Source organism: Pseudarthrobacter sp. TE9888 (assembly GCF_056279345.1).
Genome location: NZ_JBWBRD010000002.1, coordinates 3,776,239 through 3,792,013, shown reverse-complemented (window position 1 = coordinate 3,792,013; position 15,775 = coordinate 3,776,239). Strand labels below are relative to the sequence as shown.

Below are 15,775 nucleotides of genomic sequence, written 5' to 3'. Positions count from 1 at the left end.
TCAGGCAGGGTCCGTGGAGCTCTTGGTGACGAAGACGGCTGCCTGCGTCCGCCGCTCGAAGCCCAGCTTGGCCAGGATTGACGAAACGTAGTTCTTGACGGTTTTTTCGGCCAGGAACAGGTCATCGCCGATCTGCCGGTTGGTCAGCCCCTGGCCGATCAAAGCGAGCACTTTCTTCTCCTGCGCGCTCAAGCCGTCCAGCCGGGGGTCGGTAGGCGCCGTGGACAGGCCAGCAATGATCTGCTGCTCAACTCCCGGATCAAAGAGGGACTCGCCGGCAGCAGCCCTCCGGATTCCGGCAAGGAGATCATCACTCCTGATCTGCTTCAGGATGTACCCCGATGCGCCGGCCAGGACCGCTCCCCGGAGGGCCTGTTCGTCGTCGTAGCTGGTGAGGATCAGGCAGCGCAGGCGCGGATCAAGCGAGCGCACATCCCGGCAGACCTCGATCCCGGTGCCGTCCGGAAGCCGGCCGTCGAGGATGGCGATGTCCGGGTGCAGGGCGGGGATACGCCGCGTGGCTTCGGCCGCGGAGCCACTCTCGCCCACCACGAGGAACCCCTCACCCTCCAACAGGTCCTTCAGTCCCTGCCGGACGAGTTCGTGGTCATCAAGGATGAACACACGGACCTGCCCGGGAGATCCCGCCGCTTCGTCAGCCCCAGTCTCATGCATCTGCACCGAACGCTCCCACAATCTCCACGATTCAACCCGCCTGCGCGGGGCGGCCCCCAGGAAGGGCCTGGTCCCATTGTTCCCTGCGCCGCGGGGCGCGGGAAGGGACCAAAGTCCGGCAGGCCCGGCATGTCGCCGCCGCGGCTGCGGCCGGGCACCGTGGCACCGTCCCGCCGTGATGACCTTTGGCCCTGTCCTCCGCTGCGGTTCCAGTCCACGCTGGGGTGGGAGAAACAGGAGGCAACGTGGCAGACCAAGGGAACGGGGCGGCGGTGCCTGGCTCCGGCCAGCGTCCCAGGATCATTGTGGGCGTGGACGGATCCGAGGCGTCCGTCGCAGCGCTGCGGGTGGCCCGGACCCTGGCGGAGCCGCTCTCGGCGCCGGTGGAAGCCTGGGCATGCTGGGACGTTCCAGCCGGCTACGGGGTGTACCTCGCCGTGGGGATCGAAGGCTTCAAATATGCCGCCGACCAGGTACTCCAACAAACGCTGGTGGACGCTTTCGGTGAGGTGCCGGCCTTCGTGCACCCCCGCCTGGTACGGGGCAGGCCCGGCCCCGCGCTGATCGATGCGAGCCGAAACGCCTCACTGCTGATTGTCGGAAGGCGGGGGCACGGAAACTTTGTGCCGGGATCGGTCAGTTCAGCCTGCGTGAGCCATGCCTACTGCCCGGTGCTCGTGGTGCACGCCACGGAAGGCAGAGACAAGGCTGACGCCGGCGAAACCCATTCCGCTGCCGCCCCCTAATACGACAGGGCGCCTCCGGCGCCCTGGCCGGGTGCCCGCGTGAGGCTGGGCACGGTGGGGGCGCCGTCGTCGTACGGGCGCCGGAAGGTCCTAGTGCGTGTGCCGGCCCTGCCCATGGTGGTGTGCTGCCTCTTCCCCCACCAGTTCGTGAAGCCCTTCGACGGCCCTGGCGAGTGACAGGCCGGGGGAGTCGACGATCAAAGGCATCAGGAGCCGGTTCTCCTTGTCCAGGTGCAGGGCAAAGATCCGCTGGATGGCGCCCGCGGCCACGGCGGCCGCAACGCCCCCGGCCGTCCTGAGCTCGTCCACCAGTCCCACGATGGCCTGGTGCTCGGCCAGCATTCCGTCAACCAGCAGCCTGCCCTCAGGCATGCCGTGGGGGCCGCTGTAAAGGGGGCCCTCTTCCGCGAGGGCATGCGGCACCAGCTCTTTGTCGCACCAGTCCAGCAGGGCAGCCTGTGCCTGCTCCGCAGCGCCGGAACCGCCCGCCTCCACCGCTTCGGTGAGCAGGCCCACCAGCCCGTTCAGATGCCGCAGCATGGCGCCATGGTGCGCCTCCACCGCCTGCAGTGCCGCTGCCTCGGCGGAGGCATCCTTGGCAGTCCCGGGTTCGGCGTTCATTCGCTGTTGCCCTCCACGTGGGTGGCATGGCGGCTGGTGGTGCGCAGGGACCAGCGGAGGTCCTTGATGGCCCAGTAGGCCGCCGCGTTCATCACCGTGAAACCTGCGATGCCCAGCAGCGGTACCCGGACCACCAGCCCCAGGATCAGGACGGCCGCGCCCGCGGCAACCAGCGCAAGTCCGCGCCGGAAGCGGGTACGCAGTGAAACGGCAAAGGCATCCTTGTTGAGCATGGCTGCCAGCCTTGGGTCTTCCGACTCAAGGGCGTTGCTGATCAGGTCGAGTTCGCGTTTCTCGAATTCAGAGAGTGGCATGGCTGCAGCCCACTGTCCTTTGCCTGCGGGAGCCACGGTCTCAGGTACCCGGGTGGCCGCGCAGGACGGCCAGCCTGTTCTTGTATTCCGCAGCGTCGATCTCCCCGCGGGCGAAGCGCTCGGCCAATACGTCCTCGGCCATCCGAGGGGGCTGTGGGTGGGTGCCGTAGGGGGAGGGGGCCCGCAGGGAACGGGCCAGCAGCACGATGCCGGTGATGATGGCGCCCCAGACCACCACCATGCTGATGCTCATCAGGACGTAGCCCCACAGGCCCATGCCATCGTTCCAGCCGTACACTTCCGCGACCTCCGGTCCCATGAAGGCGGACGCCAGCCGTCTGCTTTCCGTTCCAGTATTGGGCCCCCGCAGGGTTGCCGGGGAGAGCCATTGGTCCCGTTTCGGCCTGCGTCAAAGCCCCAGCAGGGCGCCGGGCGTGGCGAAACCGTACCCCGCGGCCGTGACGCGGTCGACCACCTGCGGGATGGCCCGCTCTGCACCGCGCACCTGCTGGGCGATTGGGTCAGTGTCCAGGCCGATGAACGCCGGGTGGTCAGGAATCCCCGGACCCGCCGGGTTCGCTGTCCGGAGTGTGGACTACCAGCACCGGGCAATGGGCGTGCGCCACGATGGCGGAGCTGACTGAACCCAGGAGCAGGCCGCCGAATCCGCCGTGCCCCCGCCGGCCCACCACGACCATGTCGGCCTCGCGGCTCGCGTCGATCAGCGCTTCGCGGGGATGGCTGCGGACCAGGGTCGACGTGACGTTGGCCGGTGCCTCGCCTCCGAAGGCTTGGGCCAGGGCGTCATCCAGGACTTTCCGGGCACCCTCCTCGAAGCCCTCGACGCCCATCATCACGTAGCCGCTGTACATTTGCGGGTATTCCCAGCAGGCGATGGCCTGGACCTTGGCGCCCAGTGGGGTGGCCATCCGTTGGGCCTGCCGAAGTGCCTCCACGGACGCTTCCGACCCGTCGACGCCCACCACGATCCTGGCTATTGGTGCCCCGGCAATGCTCATGTCTGCTCCCTCATTGGACCCGCGTTTGTCACGCCCATCATGCCTGCGGATGCGTGCCGGGGCTAGGGACGAAGGTCATGGCGCTCCGGGAGCAGGGGGCACGGCCGGGGGAAGGGGCGCTGCGGGCCACCCGGGTTCGGCGGCGCCCTGGTCCAGCCGGAAGGGCGGATATTCGTCCCGCATCAGGGCTGTGTACACCACTACACGGTAGATCCAGCGGTTGATACCGAGGATGAAATCGAAGAGCGGGCGCTGGTACCGGCCGGTGAACAGCAGGATCACTGCCGCGACCAGGACCAGCAGTCCCAGCAGGGACAGTCCGGATCCCCGTTCGTAGGTGCTGCCGATGACGTTGTCGTCGCCCTGCCACCGCCAGACAGCGCCCGTTGTCCCCGCGAAGGCGCCCACCAGGAGCAGGTGCGGGATGGCCAGGAGCCACCACTTCACCAGGACCAGTCCGCGCGAGAGCCGCTGGGGGTAGTCCACCTCGAAGTCGGCGGGGTAGTTGGCCCGTTTGAGCGTGAACGGCGGGTAAAGATCGGTTCCCACGGCGGCGTAGGCGTAGAAGGCCACACGCCAGTTCCACCGCAGGACGCCGACGTTGAAGTCGAAGAGTGCCCGCGGGTAGCGGCCCGTGAACAGGATGGCGAATCCTGCCACGATGGTGGTGATGGCGAAAGCGAACCAGAGGAAGAAGAGCAGGATGAAGTGGGGTATCGCCAGGAACCACTTGACCAGCCACATCCACCGGGTAAGGGCCGGATCGATCTCGCCGAAGAGCCGTGCAGGGTAGCCGGGGCGCCCTCCCGCCGCGACTGTTCCCACGGTGGATGGCGGTGGGGGAACCGCGTGGCGGCCCAGTCCGGTGGCGCCAATAATGAGGAGGGGCACACCGATCAGCAGGGCTATGGTGCCGCCCACCAGCAGCCCTGTGGCGGCCGGTCGGATCAGGTCGGAACGGAAGCCGGCCTGCGCCTGCACATCGACCCCGGCGGAGGCGTCGGCGTTCATTACCACCACTTCCCAGGTGCCGGGCGTGATGTTCCAGCTAAGCTCCTGTGCTCCCGTTCCTGACACGGAGGCGGTCCAGAACAGCTGGTCCGCGGGCGGTGAAGCCGGGTTGCCGCCCGGTATGTCGCGGTATTCGGCGCGGAAGGGCCGCTGGCGGATGTCGAGCAATTCCGAGTGGTGAACCCCTGACAGGTACTGTTCGGCGTCGGCCTGCGGGGCGATGCCGACGAAGACCGGTTTGCCAGGGGCCACCGGTTCGATGCGCAGCCGCAGGGTGCCGACGTCGAAGGGCAGCCTGCCCGGAACATCGTCTCCGATGGCGTCGGCGCGCGGGGAAGTCAGGGCGTAGGAAGTGACGGAGAAACGCGACGTGCCGGACGTCAGGAAGCCATCTCCCTGGATGGTTCCCACGGCTGATGCCACGGCCCCGCCTGCCAACGCGGCCAGGCCCGGGAGTGTCAGCAGGATCCCGAGGATCAGCATGATGATGGCCGCGGTCTTCTTCATGGCAGTGGACCTTCCGCGTTGCAGGGCGGCCGGCGCTGCGGCCTAGATGGCGTTCTTGGCGGCCTGCGTCCGGGTAATGATGGTGGGGCAGGGCAGGTGCTTCAGGACACCGTGGGCCGTGGAACCGAGCAGGAGCCGTTTGAAGGCGCCGCGGCCCCGGCTGCCGACCACCAGGAGCCGGGCTCCGGCGGCGGCGTCGACAAGTGCGTCCACCGGGCCCCTGTCGGTTTCCAGCCGCTGGTGGACGGTTAAGTCGGGGTAGTCCTCCTTCAGCCCGGCGACGGTTTCGGAGAGGACCACCCTGTCCTCATCCACAATGAGGTCGGCAAGGGCGGCCGGGGTCAGGCCGGCATCGACAATGGGGTTGGGCACGCTCACCGCATAAACCACCGTGAGCTCGTCTCCCTCCCGGTCCGCCTCGGCGGCTGCGAAGGCAACGGCCTGGGTGGCTTCGGGGGATCCGTCGACGCCCACCACCACCCCTGACCTGCCTTCGAGGTCCTGGGTTCCGACGACGGCGACAGGGACTTTGGCGGCGGTGGCGACCTGGAGTGCGCGGTCGGCAAGGGAGCCGCCGAGGTGCCCGCTGCCGGAGCCGATCACCATCATCGACGTCTTCTTGGAGTATTTGGCCAGGGACCCGCCCACGCTTCCGGTGAGCAGTTCAGTGGCAGGGGTCAGGGGAACGGCTCCTTCGAGGCGTCCTGCGGCGGTCTTGAGGAGTTCCTCGCCCGCCTGCTGGAGTGTGCCGAACCATGGGTAGGGCTCGGCAACCCAGCGGTCGTCCACCACGTGGAGGACCACCAGCGGCAGGCCGGCGCGGTGGGCGCGGCGGGCTGCCCACAGGACGGCGGCCTGGCTTTGGGCAGAGTCGTTGGTGCCCACAGCGATGGGTTTCTGGGATGTCATTGCCGCACTTCCTGCTCGTCGTGAACTGGGTTCCTGCCTTTCAAGACTGTCCCCGGCCCGCGCCGGGCTGTAGGGCCAAAGGTCACCGAAGCGCTGGTCAGGACCCTGCAGGCCCGGGTCCGCTGGGGGCGGCGGGAGCGGCGGGCTCCGGCCCGGGCGCATCGCTTTCTGCCAGGGTCTTGTAGATGGTCCAGCCGACGGCGGTGAGCGGGACCGCCAGCAGGGCACCGATGACACCTGCGAGGGTGGCTCCAGCCGCCAGGGCCAGGATGATCACCAGTCCGTGGATCCGCAGTACCCGGCCCATGAAGAGGGGCTGCAGGATGTGGTGTTCAAACTGGTTGGCGGCCACCAGGAGCACCAGGACGATGAGCGCGGGAACAGGCCCATTTTCGACCAGGGCCACCAGCACGGCCAGGCTGCCCGCGGTGGTCGCGCCGATGATGGGAATGAAGCCGCCCAGGAAGACCACCGCTGCCAGGGGGACTGCCAACGGAACCCTCAGTACCAGGAGCCCGATCAGCACGATGACGGCGTCAATGGCGGCAATGACAAGGGTTCCCCGCACATATCCGCCAAGTACCACGATGCTGCGGTCGGCAGCGAGATGGGCCTTTCCCTGGCGTCTTCCGGGAAGGAAGCCGATCAGGAAGGCCCGGATCTGCTCCCCGTCCTTGAGGAAGAAGAACAGGATGACCGCCGTCAGTACCGTGCCGGCGGCAATCTCACCCGCTGTCCTCAACCCGGTCAGCGCGTCGGCCCCCAGGGTGCCCCCGGCCAGGAATTTCTGGAACTCCGCGCGGGCGGCATCGATCTGTTCGTTTGTCAGGGCGACGGGTCCGGTGGTGATGAATTGCTGCAACTGTCCGATTCCTGCTTCTGCCCGGGCCGCCAGCACGGAGGCTTCCTGGCGGACCAGGGCGATGATTCCACCCACCACGCCTGCGGCAATGGCCAGGATCAGCAGGAAGGACGACAGAACCGCCAGGGCGCGGGGCCAGCCGCGCGCCGCGAGCCAACGGACCGCGGGAGCCATCGCCGAGGCCAGGATCAATGCCACCAGGACCGGGATGGTGACGAGAGGAACCCGGACAGCCGCCGTCACCACCGTCCAGGCGAGCGCCAGCACGGCGAGCGTCTGGACGGCCCGTATGCTTGCCCGGCCCAGGCCATCGGTCCACAGCACCGACATCCTGGCGGTGAAGGACTGCGGACGGGACGGGCCTGCCGCGTCCCCGTTGGGAGGAACAATCCGTTCCATGGGCTTTCTCCTTGCCTGCCGTGTGCACCCAAGGTTCCATCGGCATTGGTTGGTCAGTATGCTTACTATTGTCTGCCCAACAGTCAACCAGAAAGGCACCATCATGACTGAACAAAACGTCCCCGACGATGAACTGGAAATCGTGGCGGAAGACGACGTCCTTCTGGATGAGAGCCCGGGCGCGGCGTCGTCCCTGGAACTGGACCCCGTAGCGGGGGAGCCGGACAACTATCCCGGTGCTGCCGAAAACAACCCGGACCGCTGGCAGGAAGACCCGTTGCTGCAGGACGAGGCCCGTCCGGACGGGGAGGAAGACTTCCCGAGCGACCAGGCACTGCGGGATGAAAGCGCCCAGGCGCGGTACCGCTCCGGCGATGAGCAGGTGCCGCCGGACGCCCCCACCCTTGGTGAAGCCGCCGCGGACGTCGATTTTGGGGAAGTCCCCACTGGCCTTGAGGCCGATGCCAGCGACGACGAGGAGAACTTTGGCGGCTCGCCCCTGAGCGAGTTCGAGCCTGACGACCTGGAACGCTAGCAACCCTGCCGGCCGGGAATCAGGCCCGGCCCGAAGGGGGAGGAGAACCATGCAATCCAAGGAACTGCTGCAGGAAGCCTTCGGCCGGCTCCCCGGCCTGGTCCGGCAGGCACTCGACGGCCTCGAGGCAGCGCAGCTGCAGCACCGCCCGGGCGGCCACGGCAATTCGATAGCCTGGCTGATCTGGCATACGGGCCGGGTCGAAGATGCGCAGGTAGCCTCCGCCGCGGGCCTGGAACAGGTCTGGATGGCGGAGGGATTCGTAGGCCGCTTTGGCCTTCCGCTCGGCGAGCGCGACACAGGCTATGGGCACTCCAGTGAGCAGGTCGATGCCGTCACGGCGCCCCGGGAACTGCTCCAGGAGTACTACGATGCGGTTCACCGCCAGACCGCCAGGGTGCTCGACGGCATCGGCGACTCCGACCTGGACCGCGTGGTTGACAGGCACTGGGATCCGCCGGTGACCTTTGGGGTGCGCCTCATCAGCATCCTGGGGGACTGCCTCCAGCATGTCGGCCAGGCAGCCTACGCGCGGGGCCTGCACCCGGGGACGGCGGACTCCCGGGGTGCGTGAACTGGCGATACTGGGCACCGCCTCCCAGGTCCCTACGCGGACCCGGAACCACAACGGTTGCTTTCTGCGGTGGGACGGCGCGGGCTTGCTCTTCGACCCCGGCGAGGGCACGCAGCGCCAGATGATCCACGCCGGCGTGGCGGCCGGCCACATCACCAGGATCTGCCTCACCCACGTGCACGGGGACCACTGCTACGGCCTGCCCGGGGTGCTGTCCCGCATGGCATTGGACCGCGTGCCGCACCCCGTCCATTTGCACTATCCGGCCTCCGGCGAGGCGGTGGTGCGGGCGCTGGTGTCGGTGAGTTCACCCGGCATCGACCTTCGGCTCCACCCGCATTCGGGACCCGGACCCGTGGCGGAAGGCCTGGAGGTCCGGCCGCTCAAGCACCGCATCGAGACGTTCGGCTACCTGCTCCGGGAGGCTGACGGGCAAACACTGTTGCCGGCGCGGTTGCGGGCGGCAGGAATTGCCGGCCCGGACGTGGGCCGGCTGCAACGCGACGGCGTCCTTGGGACAGCCAGGCTGGAGGACGTAAGCATCCCCAGGCCGGGCCAGCGCTTCGCCTTCATCATGGATACGGCGCCGTGCCCCGGCGCCGAAGAGCTGGCGGATGGGGCGGACCTGTTGGTCGCCGAGTCGACCTTCAGTGACGACGACGACCCCCTGGCAGGTCGGTACCTCCACCTCACTGCCGGGCAGGCGGGGGCCCTTGCGGCGTCCGCCGGCGCACGCACCCTGGTGCTCACCCACTTTTCCGCACGGTACGGTGACGACGTTTCCGTCCTGGCAGACCAGGCCCAGGCGCGGGCCCCGGGGGTTACCGTGATCGCCGCCAAGGACCTTGACCGCATCCCTGTTCCGCGGCGGCGGCAGCCGGCGCGGGAGGCTGCCGGCCCAACAACGGCGATAGGGTTAAACCATGACGGCAGCAGCTGAATCCACGGTCACGTTCGATGGCCGTTTCGCCCGGGAACTGGCGGAACTCGCCGTACCCTGGCGGGCCGAGGAAGCGCCCAGCCCGGAGCTTCTCGTCCTGAATGACAAACTGGCAGCAGACCTGGGCCTTGACCCGCAGTACCTGCGCAGCCCCGAGGGTGTGCGGCTTTTGGTGGGAAACCACGTTCCAGCGGGTGCCACACCTGTGGCACAGGCGTACGCCGGACATCAGTTTGGCGGGTACTCGCCGCTGCTCGGTGACGGACGGGCCCTGCTGCTGGGCGAGGTCACTGACCGGCGGGGCCGCCTCCTGGACGTCCACCTCAAAGGCTCGGGGCGGACGCCCTTCGCCCGCGCCGGGGATGGCCGTGCCGTCGTCGGGCCCATGCTGCGTGAATACATTGTCAGTGAGGCCATGCATGCACTGCACATTCCCACCACCCGTTCGCTCGCCGTGGTGGCCACCGGGCGGCAGGTCCGGCGCGATGATATGCTGCCCGGCGCCGTCCTGGCGCGGGTTGCGGGCAGCCACCTGCGCGTTGGCAGCTTCCAGTACGCGCGCGCAACCGAAAACATGGACCTCCTGAAGCGCCTGGCGGACCATGCCATCAGCAGGCACTACCCGCATGCGGCCGGTGCCGCCAACCCCTACCTTGCGCTGTTCGCCGCGGTCGTCTCCGCCCAGGCAGAGCTCATCGCCCGGTGGATGCTCGTCGGCTTCGTGCACGGGGTCATGAATACGGACAACATGACCATCTCAGGGGAGACCATCGATTACGGGCCCTGCGCGTTTATGGACGCCTTCAACCCCGCCGCCGTCTACAGTTCCATCGACGTCGGCGGACGCTATGCCTATGCCAACCAGCCGGTCCTGGCCGAATGGAACCTGGCCAGGCTCGCCGAGGCCATGCTGCCGCTGATTGACCAGGACCCGGAGAAAGCCGTGGCCCCGGCAGTGGAGGTCCTGGGCGGTTTCCGGGGCCAGTACAGCAAGGCCTGGACCCGCGGAATGACGGCCAAGATGGGCCTGGACAGCGCCGATGAAAACGGCGTTGCCGGGGCCCTGGTGGATGATGTCCTCGACATCCTCAAGGACGGACCCGTGGACTACACCCTGTTCTTCCGCAACCTGGGTAAAGCCGCCCGTGGAGACCGCCGGCCCGTGCGCGGCATGGTCCCTGACCTTGCCGCCCTCGATTCCTGGCTGGTGCGGTGGCACGAGCTCAAGCCGGCCGCGGAGCTGATGGACAGCGTGAATCCCGCGTACATTCCCCGGAATCACCTTGTGGAGGAGGCGCTGTCGGCAGCAACCGGCGGGGACCGGGGGCCGTTGCAGCAACTGCTGGCGGCTGTCAGCGACCCCTTCAATGAACGGCCCGGCCTCGAACGCTATCTTCAAGGGCCCCCTGAGGACTTCGGCAGCTACATGACGTTCTGCGGGACCTGACCGCGGCGGCCCGTCGAGTGCTTTAACGGCAGGAGGGTGGCAGCCGGTTTCCCGGCTGCCACCCTCCCACAACGGTCGGCACCGCCAAGCGGGCCGGACCGGCGAAGACTAGGCTACGCGCACTGCGGAGTACCCGCCGAGCCAGCTGATGGAGTGCACCTCCGTGTCGAAGCCGTTGACGCCGCCGCTGACAACCTGGCCGTTGCCTGCGTAAACGCCCACGTGGCCGGAGGTGATGATCAGGTCACCGGGGGCGGGAGCGCCCACCACCGTGCCGTACTGGAAGAACTGGGTGGGGGCCAGGTCGCCTACGGACTTGCCGACCGAGCGCAGTGCCTTCTCAACCATTGCGGTGCAGTCCTGCTGGACGCCCAGCTGGCTGTAGGCCGAGGCGAGGATCGCGGCTCCGGTGCCCGAGCCGGTAGTGGAAGCTACAGGCGTGGCGGAGGCGTAGGACATGTTCATGCCGGTGTTGGCCGGTGCGGTGGCGGCTGCCGCCTGCACGGGTGCTGCAGCAGGGGCCGGTGCCGGCGCTGCGGTGTAGCCGGCGCCGGGAATCTGGATCTGGTCGCCCGGGTAAATGACCGAGGACAGGCCAAGGCCGTTGGCGGACAGGACGTCATTGAGGTTGACGCCGTACGCCGCGGCAATGGCGCCGAGGGTGTCGCCGGAAACGACGGTGTGGACATTCCCTGCTGCAGCGGCAGGGGCTGCAGCCGGTGCCGGGGCGGTGGCCTGCATGCTGGTCTGTCCAGTGGTGTCCGGTGCGGTTACACCAGCGTGCGCCGGGGCGCCGACGCCGAACGCAATGCCGGACGCTGCTGCCACAGCAAGCGCCGGGCGGCCCAGTGAACGGGCCTGCGACTTGGCGGTTACGGCGAGGCCCTCGAGCACAATGGAGCGGGCCGGAGTCGCGCGGTGACGGGCTGGAATGGAATTTTTTGACACGGTTGATCGCCTCTCCCATGCCTGCGGGGTGAGCTGTCGGGTTCGGGCTGGAGATACCCGGCCGGAAGCGGCCCCGCGATGGAGGGAGGCGCTATCGACTTAACCCCTAGGCCACATGTGGCCGTGGAAACTTGGTTCCCCCGTCCCTGCCAACTGGAGCGGTTGGATCCCATGGTCAGCGGCAGGGCTCGGCATACTGACGGGAATGTCCCGTCTGGGAGGGACACCTGAAGACCCTAACCCATGTGCACGCCGATTGTCACATTTAGATAACATACGAGGCTGCCCTCTCGAATTGCGCAAACGTGTGGACGATAAGCCTGCTTGCGGTCTGACCTCGGCTGATGCCAGCGCCGCCGTTCACGGTAACAATGTGGAAACGGCTTCCTGTGTGACCCACCAATCCGCCGGTAAGCTTCGGGACTATGCCCCTGTTCGTGACCACCGCCAGGTTCCCTTTGCTCGGGAGCCTGGTGGCTGTTGCCCTGGCCGCCACCGTTGTCCTTCCGGCCGCTGCCGACGACCCGCCTCCGCCCGGCGGGTACCCCTCTTGGGCAGACGTGCAGGCGGCCCAGTCCTCGGAAGCTTCGAAGGCAGCGGAGATCACCACCATCAACGGGCTGCTGTCCGGCCTTGAAGCAGAGTCTGCGGCGGCAGGGGAAGCGGCCGTCCGCTCGGCGGCCGGGTATGCTGCCGCCGCCGCCGGGCTGCAGGCAGCTTCTTCCCGCCTGGAAACACTGTCCGGCCGGGCCGCCCAGGCCAACGCGGAGTTGGCGCGGTACCGGAAAGACCTCGGCGCCTTGGCAGTCGAGTCCTACAAGACCGGCGGAACCAACGCAGGGTTCTTCGTGGCGCTGGATGCCCTGGGAACCAACAGTGTCCAGGGACTCAACCTGGTAAAGCTCGTGGGGGACAAGACTGCGGCCCTGGTCGCTAAGGCGGCGGCTGCGGAAAAGGCCGCCGCCGCCCTTGCCGACCAGGAAAAGGTTGCCAGGAGCGAGCAGGAGCGGCTTTCCGCGGAGGCGAAGGCAACGTTGGATTCCGCCCGCGCGGCCCAGGATTCGCTGGCCCGGCAGGTCGCGGAGGAACAGCGGCATGGCGGCGAACTGACAGCCCAGCTCGCAGCCCTGAAGGGCACGACGGCGGCCCTTGAGGGTGAGTACCGCCAGGGCCAGGCGGCGCAGGCAGCCTACGAGGCGGCCCAGGCGGCCAAGCGCGCCGCCGCGGAGGAGCAGGCACGGCAGCAGGCGGAGGCGGCGGCCAGGGCTGCCGCCGCGGCGGCGCAGCAGCCGAAGGCGCCAGCGCCCGCAGCAAACCCTGCCCCGGCGGGTCCTGACCGGCCAGGCGGTGTCCAACCCGTTCCGGCCCCGCTTCCCGCCGTCGATCCCGGACCGGCCGCCCCGGAAGCGCCGGCCCTGCCGGTTCCGCCCGCCGTCGTCGTTCCTTCCATTCCCGGCGGCGCGGTGAACGATCCGGCCGGAGCGAAAAGCTACGCATCCGGGCGCCTGGCCGCCTTCGGGTGGGGCCAGGACCAGTTCCTGTGCCTGGCCCAGCTGTGGACCAAGGAGTCCAGCTGGCTGACCACCGCCACCAACGCCTACTCCGGTGCCTACGGAATAGCCCAGGCGCTGCCGCCGGGCAAGTACGCCAGCGCCGGCAGCGACTGGCTCACCAGCTACCGCACGCAGGTCGACTGGGGCCTTGGCTACATCAAGGACCGGTATGGTTCCCCGTGCGCGGCCTGGAACCACTCTGTGGCCCTGAACTGGTACTGATTGACGCGTTAGGCTGTTTCCATGCCTGATTTCGAACGGTTCCGCGCGCTGCTCGAAGAGGAGCGGGCGCGGCGCTTGGCACTGCTGCCGGCGCTGCGGGCAGATATCGAAGCCGCAAATTCGGCGCGCCAGGACTCCAATGTGGATGACGAGCACGATCCCGAGGGTGCCACCATTGCCTTCGAACTCTCCCAGGCTTCAGCGCTCCTGAAACAAAGCTCGGCCGGCCTTGGACAGATTGAGGAAGCCCTGGCGCGGCTGGCCGCGGGAACCTATGGAACCTGCGCGGTGTGCGGGGAGCCTATTGCCGAGGGCCGCCTGGAAGCGCGGCCGTGGACGCCGTTCTGCATCCTGCACGCCTCGTCCGGCCGCGGGCGATGACCGGGACCGCGGAGGTGGTGTCGGCGGCGGCGGACTTCGTCGACCGGACGCTGCAGAATGAGGGCTCCTGTTACCGGGCCGACGACGTCGGGAGCCGGCTGGGCGGGCAGCTGGCCTCCTATGGATCGTCGGTGGGGGCCGTCCGGGGGACGGTCCGTGATGCGCTGCGGAAATTCAAGGACCTGGACCACGACGGTACCGTTATGCTGGCCTCCGCCCTGTGGGGACAGCCGCGGCCCGGTTCGCGGCCGGTGTTCGAGCGCCGCCTCGCCGCCGTGGTGCTGCTGCAGACGCGGGTAAGGCTACTCCGGCATTCCGACCTGACCCGGCTGGAGGGGTTCCTCCGTTCCGCCCGGGCAGGGGACCTGGCGGCGCCCCTGCTTTCCGACGTCCTGGTCCCGCTGCTGGCGGGGCTGGGCGGGCGTGAGCGGCAGCGGGCCGGTGTTGTCCTGGCCCGGTGGCGGGAAGATCCGGACCCCGGGCTCCGGGCGGCAGCGGACGCCCTTGAAGAAGACTTGTCCATTTGAAACGCACCGAGGAGATCCACATGAATGAGCCGTTTGACCTTGAGCGTTTTGTTGCCGCGCAAAACACCGGCGGAACCTATGAGCAGGCGCTGGGCGAGCTGCAGGTGGGCACTAAGTCGGGGCATTGGATGTGGTTTGTCTTCCCGCAGCTTGCCGGGCTGGGGCAGAGCGACACGTCACGCAGGTATGCCATTTCGTCCCTTGCGGAGGCGCGCGCGTACTTGGACCACGAGGTGCTGGGTCCACGGCTGCTGGAGTGCGCGCTGGTCCTGGCGAACCATGCCGACCAGTCCGCCGAAAACATCTTCGGTGGCATCGATGCCAAGAAGCTCCGCTCCTCCATGACACTGTTTCTCCGGGCGGCGCCCGGAGAAACAGTGTTCAAGACCGTCCTGGCCCAGTTCTTCAACGGAGAACCGGACCCGGCCACCGACGAACTCCTGGCCGGCCTGGACGCGGGGGACTGACCGCGGAGGCGGTGCGGCGGCAGCGTGTGCGCCGCACCGCCCAGGCGGCCGGGGGGTTACGGCGTCGGGCTGCCGCCGTTGACGTTGAGCGTTTCGCCCACCACGTAGCTGGATTCGGGCGAGGCCAGGAACACGTAGGCCGGGGCAAGCTCAGCAGGCTGGCCCGCCCGGCCCAGGGGAGTGGACTGGCCGAATTCCGGCAGTTCCTCCTTGGGCTGGCCGCTGCTGACCTGCAGCGGGGTCCAGATGGGGCCCGGTGCCACGGCGTTCACCCGGATGCCCTTGGGGGCCAGCTGCTGCGCCAGGCCCTTGGTGAAGTTGTTGATGCTGGCCTTCGTGGTGGCGTAGTCCACGAGGGTCGGCGACGGGTTGTAGGCCTGGATGGACGTGGTGTTGATGATGGTTGAGCCTGCCGGCATATGCGGCACCGCGGCCTTGGTCACCCAGAACATGGCATAGACGTTCGTCTTCAGGGTGTGGTCGAACTGCTCGTCGCTGATGTCTTCCAGCTCCTCCTGCGCAACCTGCTTTCCGGCGTTGTTGACCAGGATGTCAACCCCGCCCAGCACGGCCACCGCCGTGTCCACCAGTTCCCGGCAGGCGGCGGAGTCCTTGAGGTCCCCCGGTACCTTGACGGCCTTGCGGCCCGCAGCCTCAATGATTCCGGCAATGCGCGCGGCGTCCTCTTCTTCCTGCGGCAGGTAGGAAAGCACGACGTCGGCACCCTCCCTGGCAAAGGCGATCGCCGTTGCTGCCCCGATGCCTGAGTCCGCGCCGGTCACGATGGCCCGGCGGCCATCGAGGCGGCCGGTGCCCCGGTAGGTTTCTTCGCCGAGGTCGGCCTTGGGCGCCAGTTCCGCATCAAGTCCCGGCTCCGGCTGGTGCTGCTTGGGCGGGGAGATCTTTTCGTAGGCAGTCACGGGATTACGGAAGGTGTACTGGTCGGTCATGGTGGTACTCCTGTTCGTGCGGGACACGGGCTGGTTCGTCGCCCGGGATGGTGAAGCAGCAAGGCTGCGCAGGGCAGCCGCGAAAAACTAAGCATGCTTACCGTTCCAGCCTAGGTGTATTGACCACGGAGGTTAGGAACATGCGGCGTGGTTAGGTGACAAAAAGAA

General features: G+C 68.0%; 19 protein-coding genes and 1 riboswitch. Of the genes, 9 read left to right on the top strand and 10 right to left on the bottom strand.

The genetic code is table 11. The features are described 5' to 3' along the window. Positions 1 to 675, bottom strand: coding sequence for a response regulator (locus ACZ9J7_RS18065; RefSeq protein WP_476211333.1), 675 nt, complete (start codon positions 673 to 675; stop codon positions 1 to 3). 245 nt (positions 676 to 920) lie between these two features. Between ACZ9J7_RS18065 and ACZ9J7_RS18060 the strand changes: the two genes are divergently transcribed. Beyond that, positions 921 to 1,421, top strand: coding sequence for a universal stress protein (locus ACZ9J7_RS18060; protein ID WP_476211332.1), 501 nt, complete (start codon positions 921 to 923; stop codon positions 1,419 to 1,421). 90 nt (positions 1,422 to 1,511) lie between these two features. Here ACZ9J7_RS18060 and ACZ9J7_RS18055 read toward each other — a convergent pair whose 3' ends face one another. The 7 genes from ACZ9J7_RS18055 to ACZ9J7_RS18025 form a co-directional block, all read right to left on the bottom strand. Further along, entirely contained in the window at positions 1,512 to 2,042 is a 531-nt protein-coding gene (locus ACZ9J7_RS18055) for a hemerythrin domain-containing protein (protein WP_476211331.1), read from the bottom strand. Then, complete coding sequence (locus ACZ9J7_RS18050; protein WP_476211329.1) at positions 2,039 to 2,356, bottom strand: DUF3040 domain-containing protein; 318 nt, start codon at positions 2,354 to 2,356, stop codon at positions 2,039 to 2,041. Before ACZ9J7_RS18050 ends, ACZ9J7_RS18055 begins: the two co-directional genes overlap by 4 nt. Before the next feature lie 40 nt (positions 2,357 to 2,396). Further along, positions 2,397 to 2,675, bottom strand: a complete 279-nt coding sequence (locus ACZ9J7_RS18045; RefSeq protein WP_476211327.1) for an SHOCT domain-containing protein — start codon at positions 2,673 to 2,675, stop codon at positions 2,397 to 2,399. 232 nt (positions 2,676 to 2,907) lie between these two features. Continuing rightward, entirely contained in the window at positions 2,908 to 3,375 is a 468-nt protein-coding gene (locus tag ACZ9J7_RS18040; RefSeq protein ID WP_476211326.1) for a universal stress protein, read from the bottom strand. Between the two features lie 75 nt (positions 3,376 to 3,450). After that, entirely contained in the window at positions 3,451 to 4,893 is a 1,443-nt protein-coding gene (locus ACZ9J7_RS18035; protein ID WP_476211324.1) for a DUF4389 domain-containing protein, read from the bottom strand. A gap of 42 nt (positions 4,894 to 4,935) precedes the next feature. Then, on the bottom strand, positions 4,936 to 5,802 hold the full coding sequence (locus ACZ9J7_RS18030) for a universal stress protein (RefSeq protein ID WP_476211323.1): 867 nt from the start codon (positions 5,800 to 5,802) through the stop codon (positions 4,936 to 4,938). Between the two features lie 97 nt (positions 5,803 to 5,899). Further along, complete coding sequence (locus ACZ9J7_RS18025; RefSeq protein ID WP_476211322.1) at positions 5,900 to 7,063, bottom strand: AI-2E family transporter; 1,164 nt, start codon at positions 7,061 to 7,063, stop codon at positions 5,900 to 5,902. 103 nt (positions 7,064 to 7,166) lie between these two features. On the opposite strand from ACZ9J7_RS18025, the gene ACZ9J7_RS18020 reads away from it, so the two are divergent. From ACZ9J7_RS18020 to ACZ9J7_RS18005, 4 genes are read left to right on the top strand one after another with little or no spacing between them, the layout of a single operon-like run. Continuing rightward, positions 7,167 to 7,598, top strand: a complete 432-nt coding sequence (locus ACZ9J7_RS18020) for a hypothetical protein (protein ID WP_476211321.1) — start codon at positions 7,167 to 7,169, stop codon at positions 7,596 to 7,598. 49 nt (positions 7,599 to 7,647) lie between these two features. Then, entirely contained in the window at positions 7,648 to 8,172 is a 525-nt protein-coding gene (locus ACZ9J7_RS18015; protein WP_476211320.1) for a mycothiol transferase, read from the top strand. Beyond that, complete coding sequence (locus tag ACZ9J7_RS18010) at positions 8,165 to 9,112, top strand: ribonuclease Z (RefSeq protein ID WP_476211319.1); 948 nt, start codon at positions 8,165 to 8,167, stop codon at positions 9,110 to 9,112. The genes ACZ9J7_RS18015 and ACZ9J7_RS18010 overlap by 8 nt, the downstream gene beginning before the upstream one ends. Continuing rightward, positions 9,096 to 10,559, top strand: coding sequence for a protein adenylyltransferase SelO (locus ACZ9J7_RS18005; protein ID WP_476211318.1), 1,464 nt, complete (start codon positions 9,096 to 9,098; stop codon positions 10,557 to 10,559). The genes ACZ9J7_RS18010 and ACZ9J7_RS18005 overlap by 17 nt, the downstream gene beginning before the upstream one ends. A 108-nt stretch (positions 10,560 to 10,667) precedes the next feature. Here ACZ9J7_RS18005 and ACZ9J7_RS18000 read toward each other — a convergent pair whose 3' ends face one another. Continuing rightward, on the bottom strand, positions 10,668 to 11,507 hold the full coding sequence (locus ACZ9J7_RS18000) for a LysM peptidoglycan-binding domain-containing protein (protein WP_476211317.1): 840 nt from the start codon (positions 11,505 to 11,507) through the stop codon (positions 10,668 to 10,670). A gap of 3 nt (positions 11,508 to 11,510) precedes the next feature. Continuing rightward, a riboswitch (cyclic di-AMP (ydaO/yuaA leader) is annotated at positions 11,511 to 11,681 on the bottom strand. Positions 11,682 to 11,932: 251 nt separating this feature from the next. Here ACZ9J7_RS18000 and ACZ9J7_RS17995 point away from each other — a divergent pair. From ACZ9J7_RS17995 to ACZ9J7_RS17980, 4 genes are read left to right on the top strand one after another with little or no spacing between them, the layout of a single operon-like run. Continuing rightward, positions 11,933 to 13,282: an aggregation-promoting factor C-terminal-like domain-containing protein gene (locus tag ACZ9J7_RS17995; protein WP_476211316.1), complete on the top strand. Its 1,350-nt coding sequence runs from the start codon at positions 11,933 to 11,935 to the stop codon at positions 13,280 to 13,282. Positions 13,283 to 13,303: 21 nt separating this feature from the next. Then, positions 13,304 to 13,663, top strand: coding sequence for a TraR/DksA family transcriptional regulator (locus ACZ9J7_RS17990; RefSeq protein ID WP_476211315.1), 360 nt, complete (start codon positions 13,304 to 13,306; stop codon positions 13,661 to 13,663). Then, the gene (locus ACZ9J7_RS17985) at positions 13,660 to 14,190 is read left to right on the top strand and encodes a DNA alkylation repair protein (protein WP_476211895.1); all 531 of its coding nucleotides are present in this window, start codon (positions 13,660 to 13,662) and stop codon (positions 14,188 to 14,190) included. The genes ACZ9J7_RS17990 and ACZ9J7_RS17985 overlap by 4 nt, the downstream gene beginning before the upstream one ends. Before the next feature lie 20 nt (positions 14,191 to 14,210). After that, positions 14,211 to 14,657: a DUF1810 domain-containing protein gene (locus tag ACZ9J7_RS17980; protein WP_476211314.1), complete on the top strand. Its 447-nt coding sequence runs from the start codon at positions 14,211 to 14,213 to the stop codon at positions 14,655 to 14,657. 56 nt (positions 14,658 to 14,713) lie between these two features. On the opposite strand, the gene ACZ9J7_RS17975 is transcribed toward ACZ9J7_RS17980, so the two are convergent. Then, entirely contained in the window at positions 14,714 to 15,607 is an 894-nt protein-coding gene (locus tag ACZ9J7_RS17975) for a glucose 1-dehydrogenase (RefSeq protein WP_476211313.1), read from the bottom strand. Between the last annotated feature and the right edge of the window lie 168 nt (positions 15,608 to 15,775).

Bases quoted from the DNA above. Each gene is read 5' to 3' on its own strand.
- ACZ9J7_RS18065 (WP_476211333.1), bottom strand. From the start codon at position 675: ATGCATGAGACTGGGGCTGACGAAGCGGCGGGATCTCCCGGGCAGGTC.
- ACZ9J7_RS18055 (WP_476211331.1), bottom strand. From the start codon at position 2,042: ATGAACGCCGAACCCGGGACTGCCAAGGATGCCTCCGCCGAGGCAGCG.
- ACZ9J7_RS18050 (WP_476211329.1), bottom strand. From the start codon at position 2,356: ATGCCACTCTCTGAATTCGAGAAACGCGAACTCGACCTGATCAGCAAC.
- ACZ9J7_RS18045 (WP_476211327.1), bottom strand. From the start codon at position 2,675: ATGGGACCGGAGGTCGCGGAAGTGTACGGCTGGAACGATGGCATGGGC.
- ACZ9J7_RS18040 (WP_476211326.1), bottom strand. From the start codon at position 3,375: ATGAGCATTGCCGGGGCACCAATAGCCAGGATCGTGGTGGGCGTCGAC.
- ACZ9J7_RS18035 (WP_476211324.1), bottom strand. From the start codon at position 4,893: ATGAAGAAGACCGCGGCCATCATCATGCTGATCCTCGGGATCCTGCTG.
- ACZ9J7_RS18030 (WP_476211323.1), bottom strand. From the start codon at position 5,802: ATGACATCCCAGAAACCCATCGCTGTGGGCACCAACGACTCTGCCCAA.
- ACZ9J7_RS18025 (WP_476211322.1), bottom strand. From the start codon at position 7,063: ATGGAACGGATTGTTCCTCCCAACGGGGACGCGGCAGGCCCGTCCCGT.
- ACZ9J7_RS18020 (WP_476211321.1), top strand. From the start codon at position 7,167: ATGACTGAACAAAACGTCCCCGACGATGAACTGGAAATCGTGGCGGAA.
- ACZ9J7_RS18015 (WP_476211320.1), top strand. From the start codon at position 7,648: ATGCAATCCAAGGAACTGCTGCAGGAAGCCTTCGGCCGGCTCCCCGGC.
- ACZ9J7_RS18005 (WP_476211318.1), top strand. From the start codon at position 9,096: ATGACGGCAGCAGCTGAATCCACGGTCACGTTCGATGGCCGTTTCGCC.
- ACZ9J7_RS17995 (WP_476211316.1), top strand. From the start codon at position 11,933: ATGCCCCTGTTCGTGACCACCGCCAGGTTCCCTTTGCTCGGGAGCCTG.
- ACZ9J7_RS17990 (WP_476211315.1), top strand. From the start codon at position 13,304: ATGCCTGATTTCGAACGGTTCCGCGCGCTGCTCGAAGAGGAGCGGGCG.
- ACZ9J7_RS17985 (WP_476211895.1), top strand. From the start codon at position 13,660: ATGACCGGGACCGCGGAGGTGGTGTCGGCGGCGGCGGACTTCGTCGAC.
- ACZ9J7_RS17980 (WP_476211314.1), top strand. From the start codon at position 14,211: ATGAATGAGCCGTTTGACCTTGAGCGTTTTGTTGCCGCGCAAAACACC.
- ACZ9J7_RS17975 (WP_476211313.1), bottom strand. From the start codon at position 15,607: ATGACCGACCAGTACACCTTCCGTAATCCCGTGACTGCCTACGAAAAG.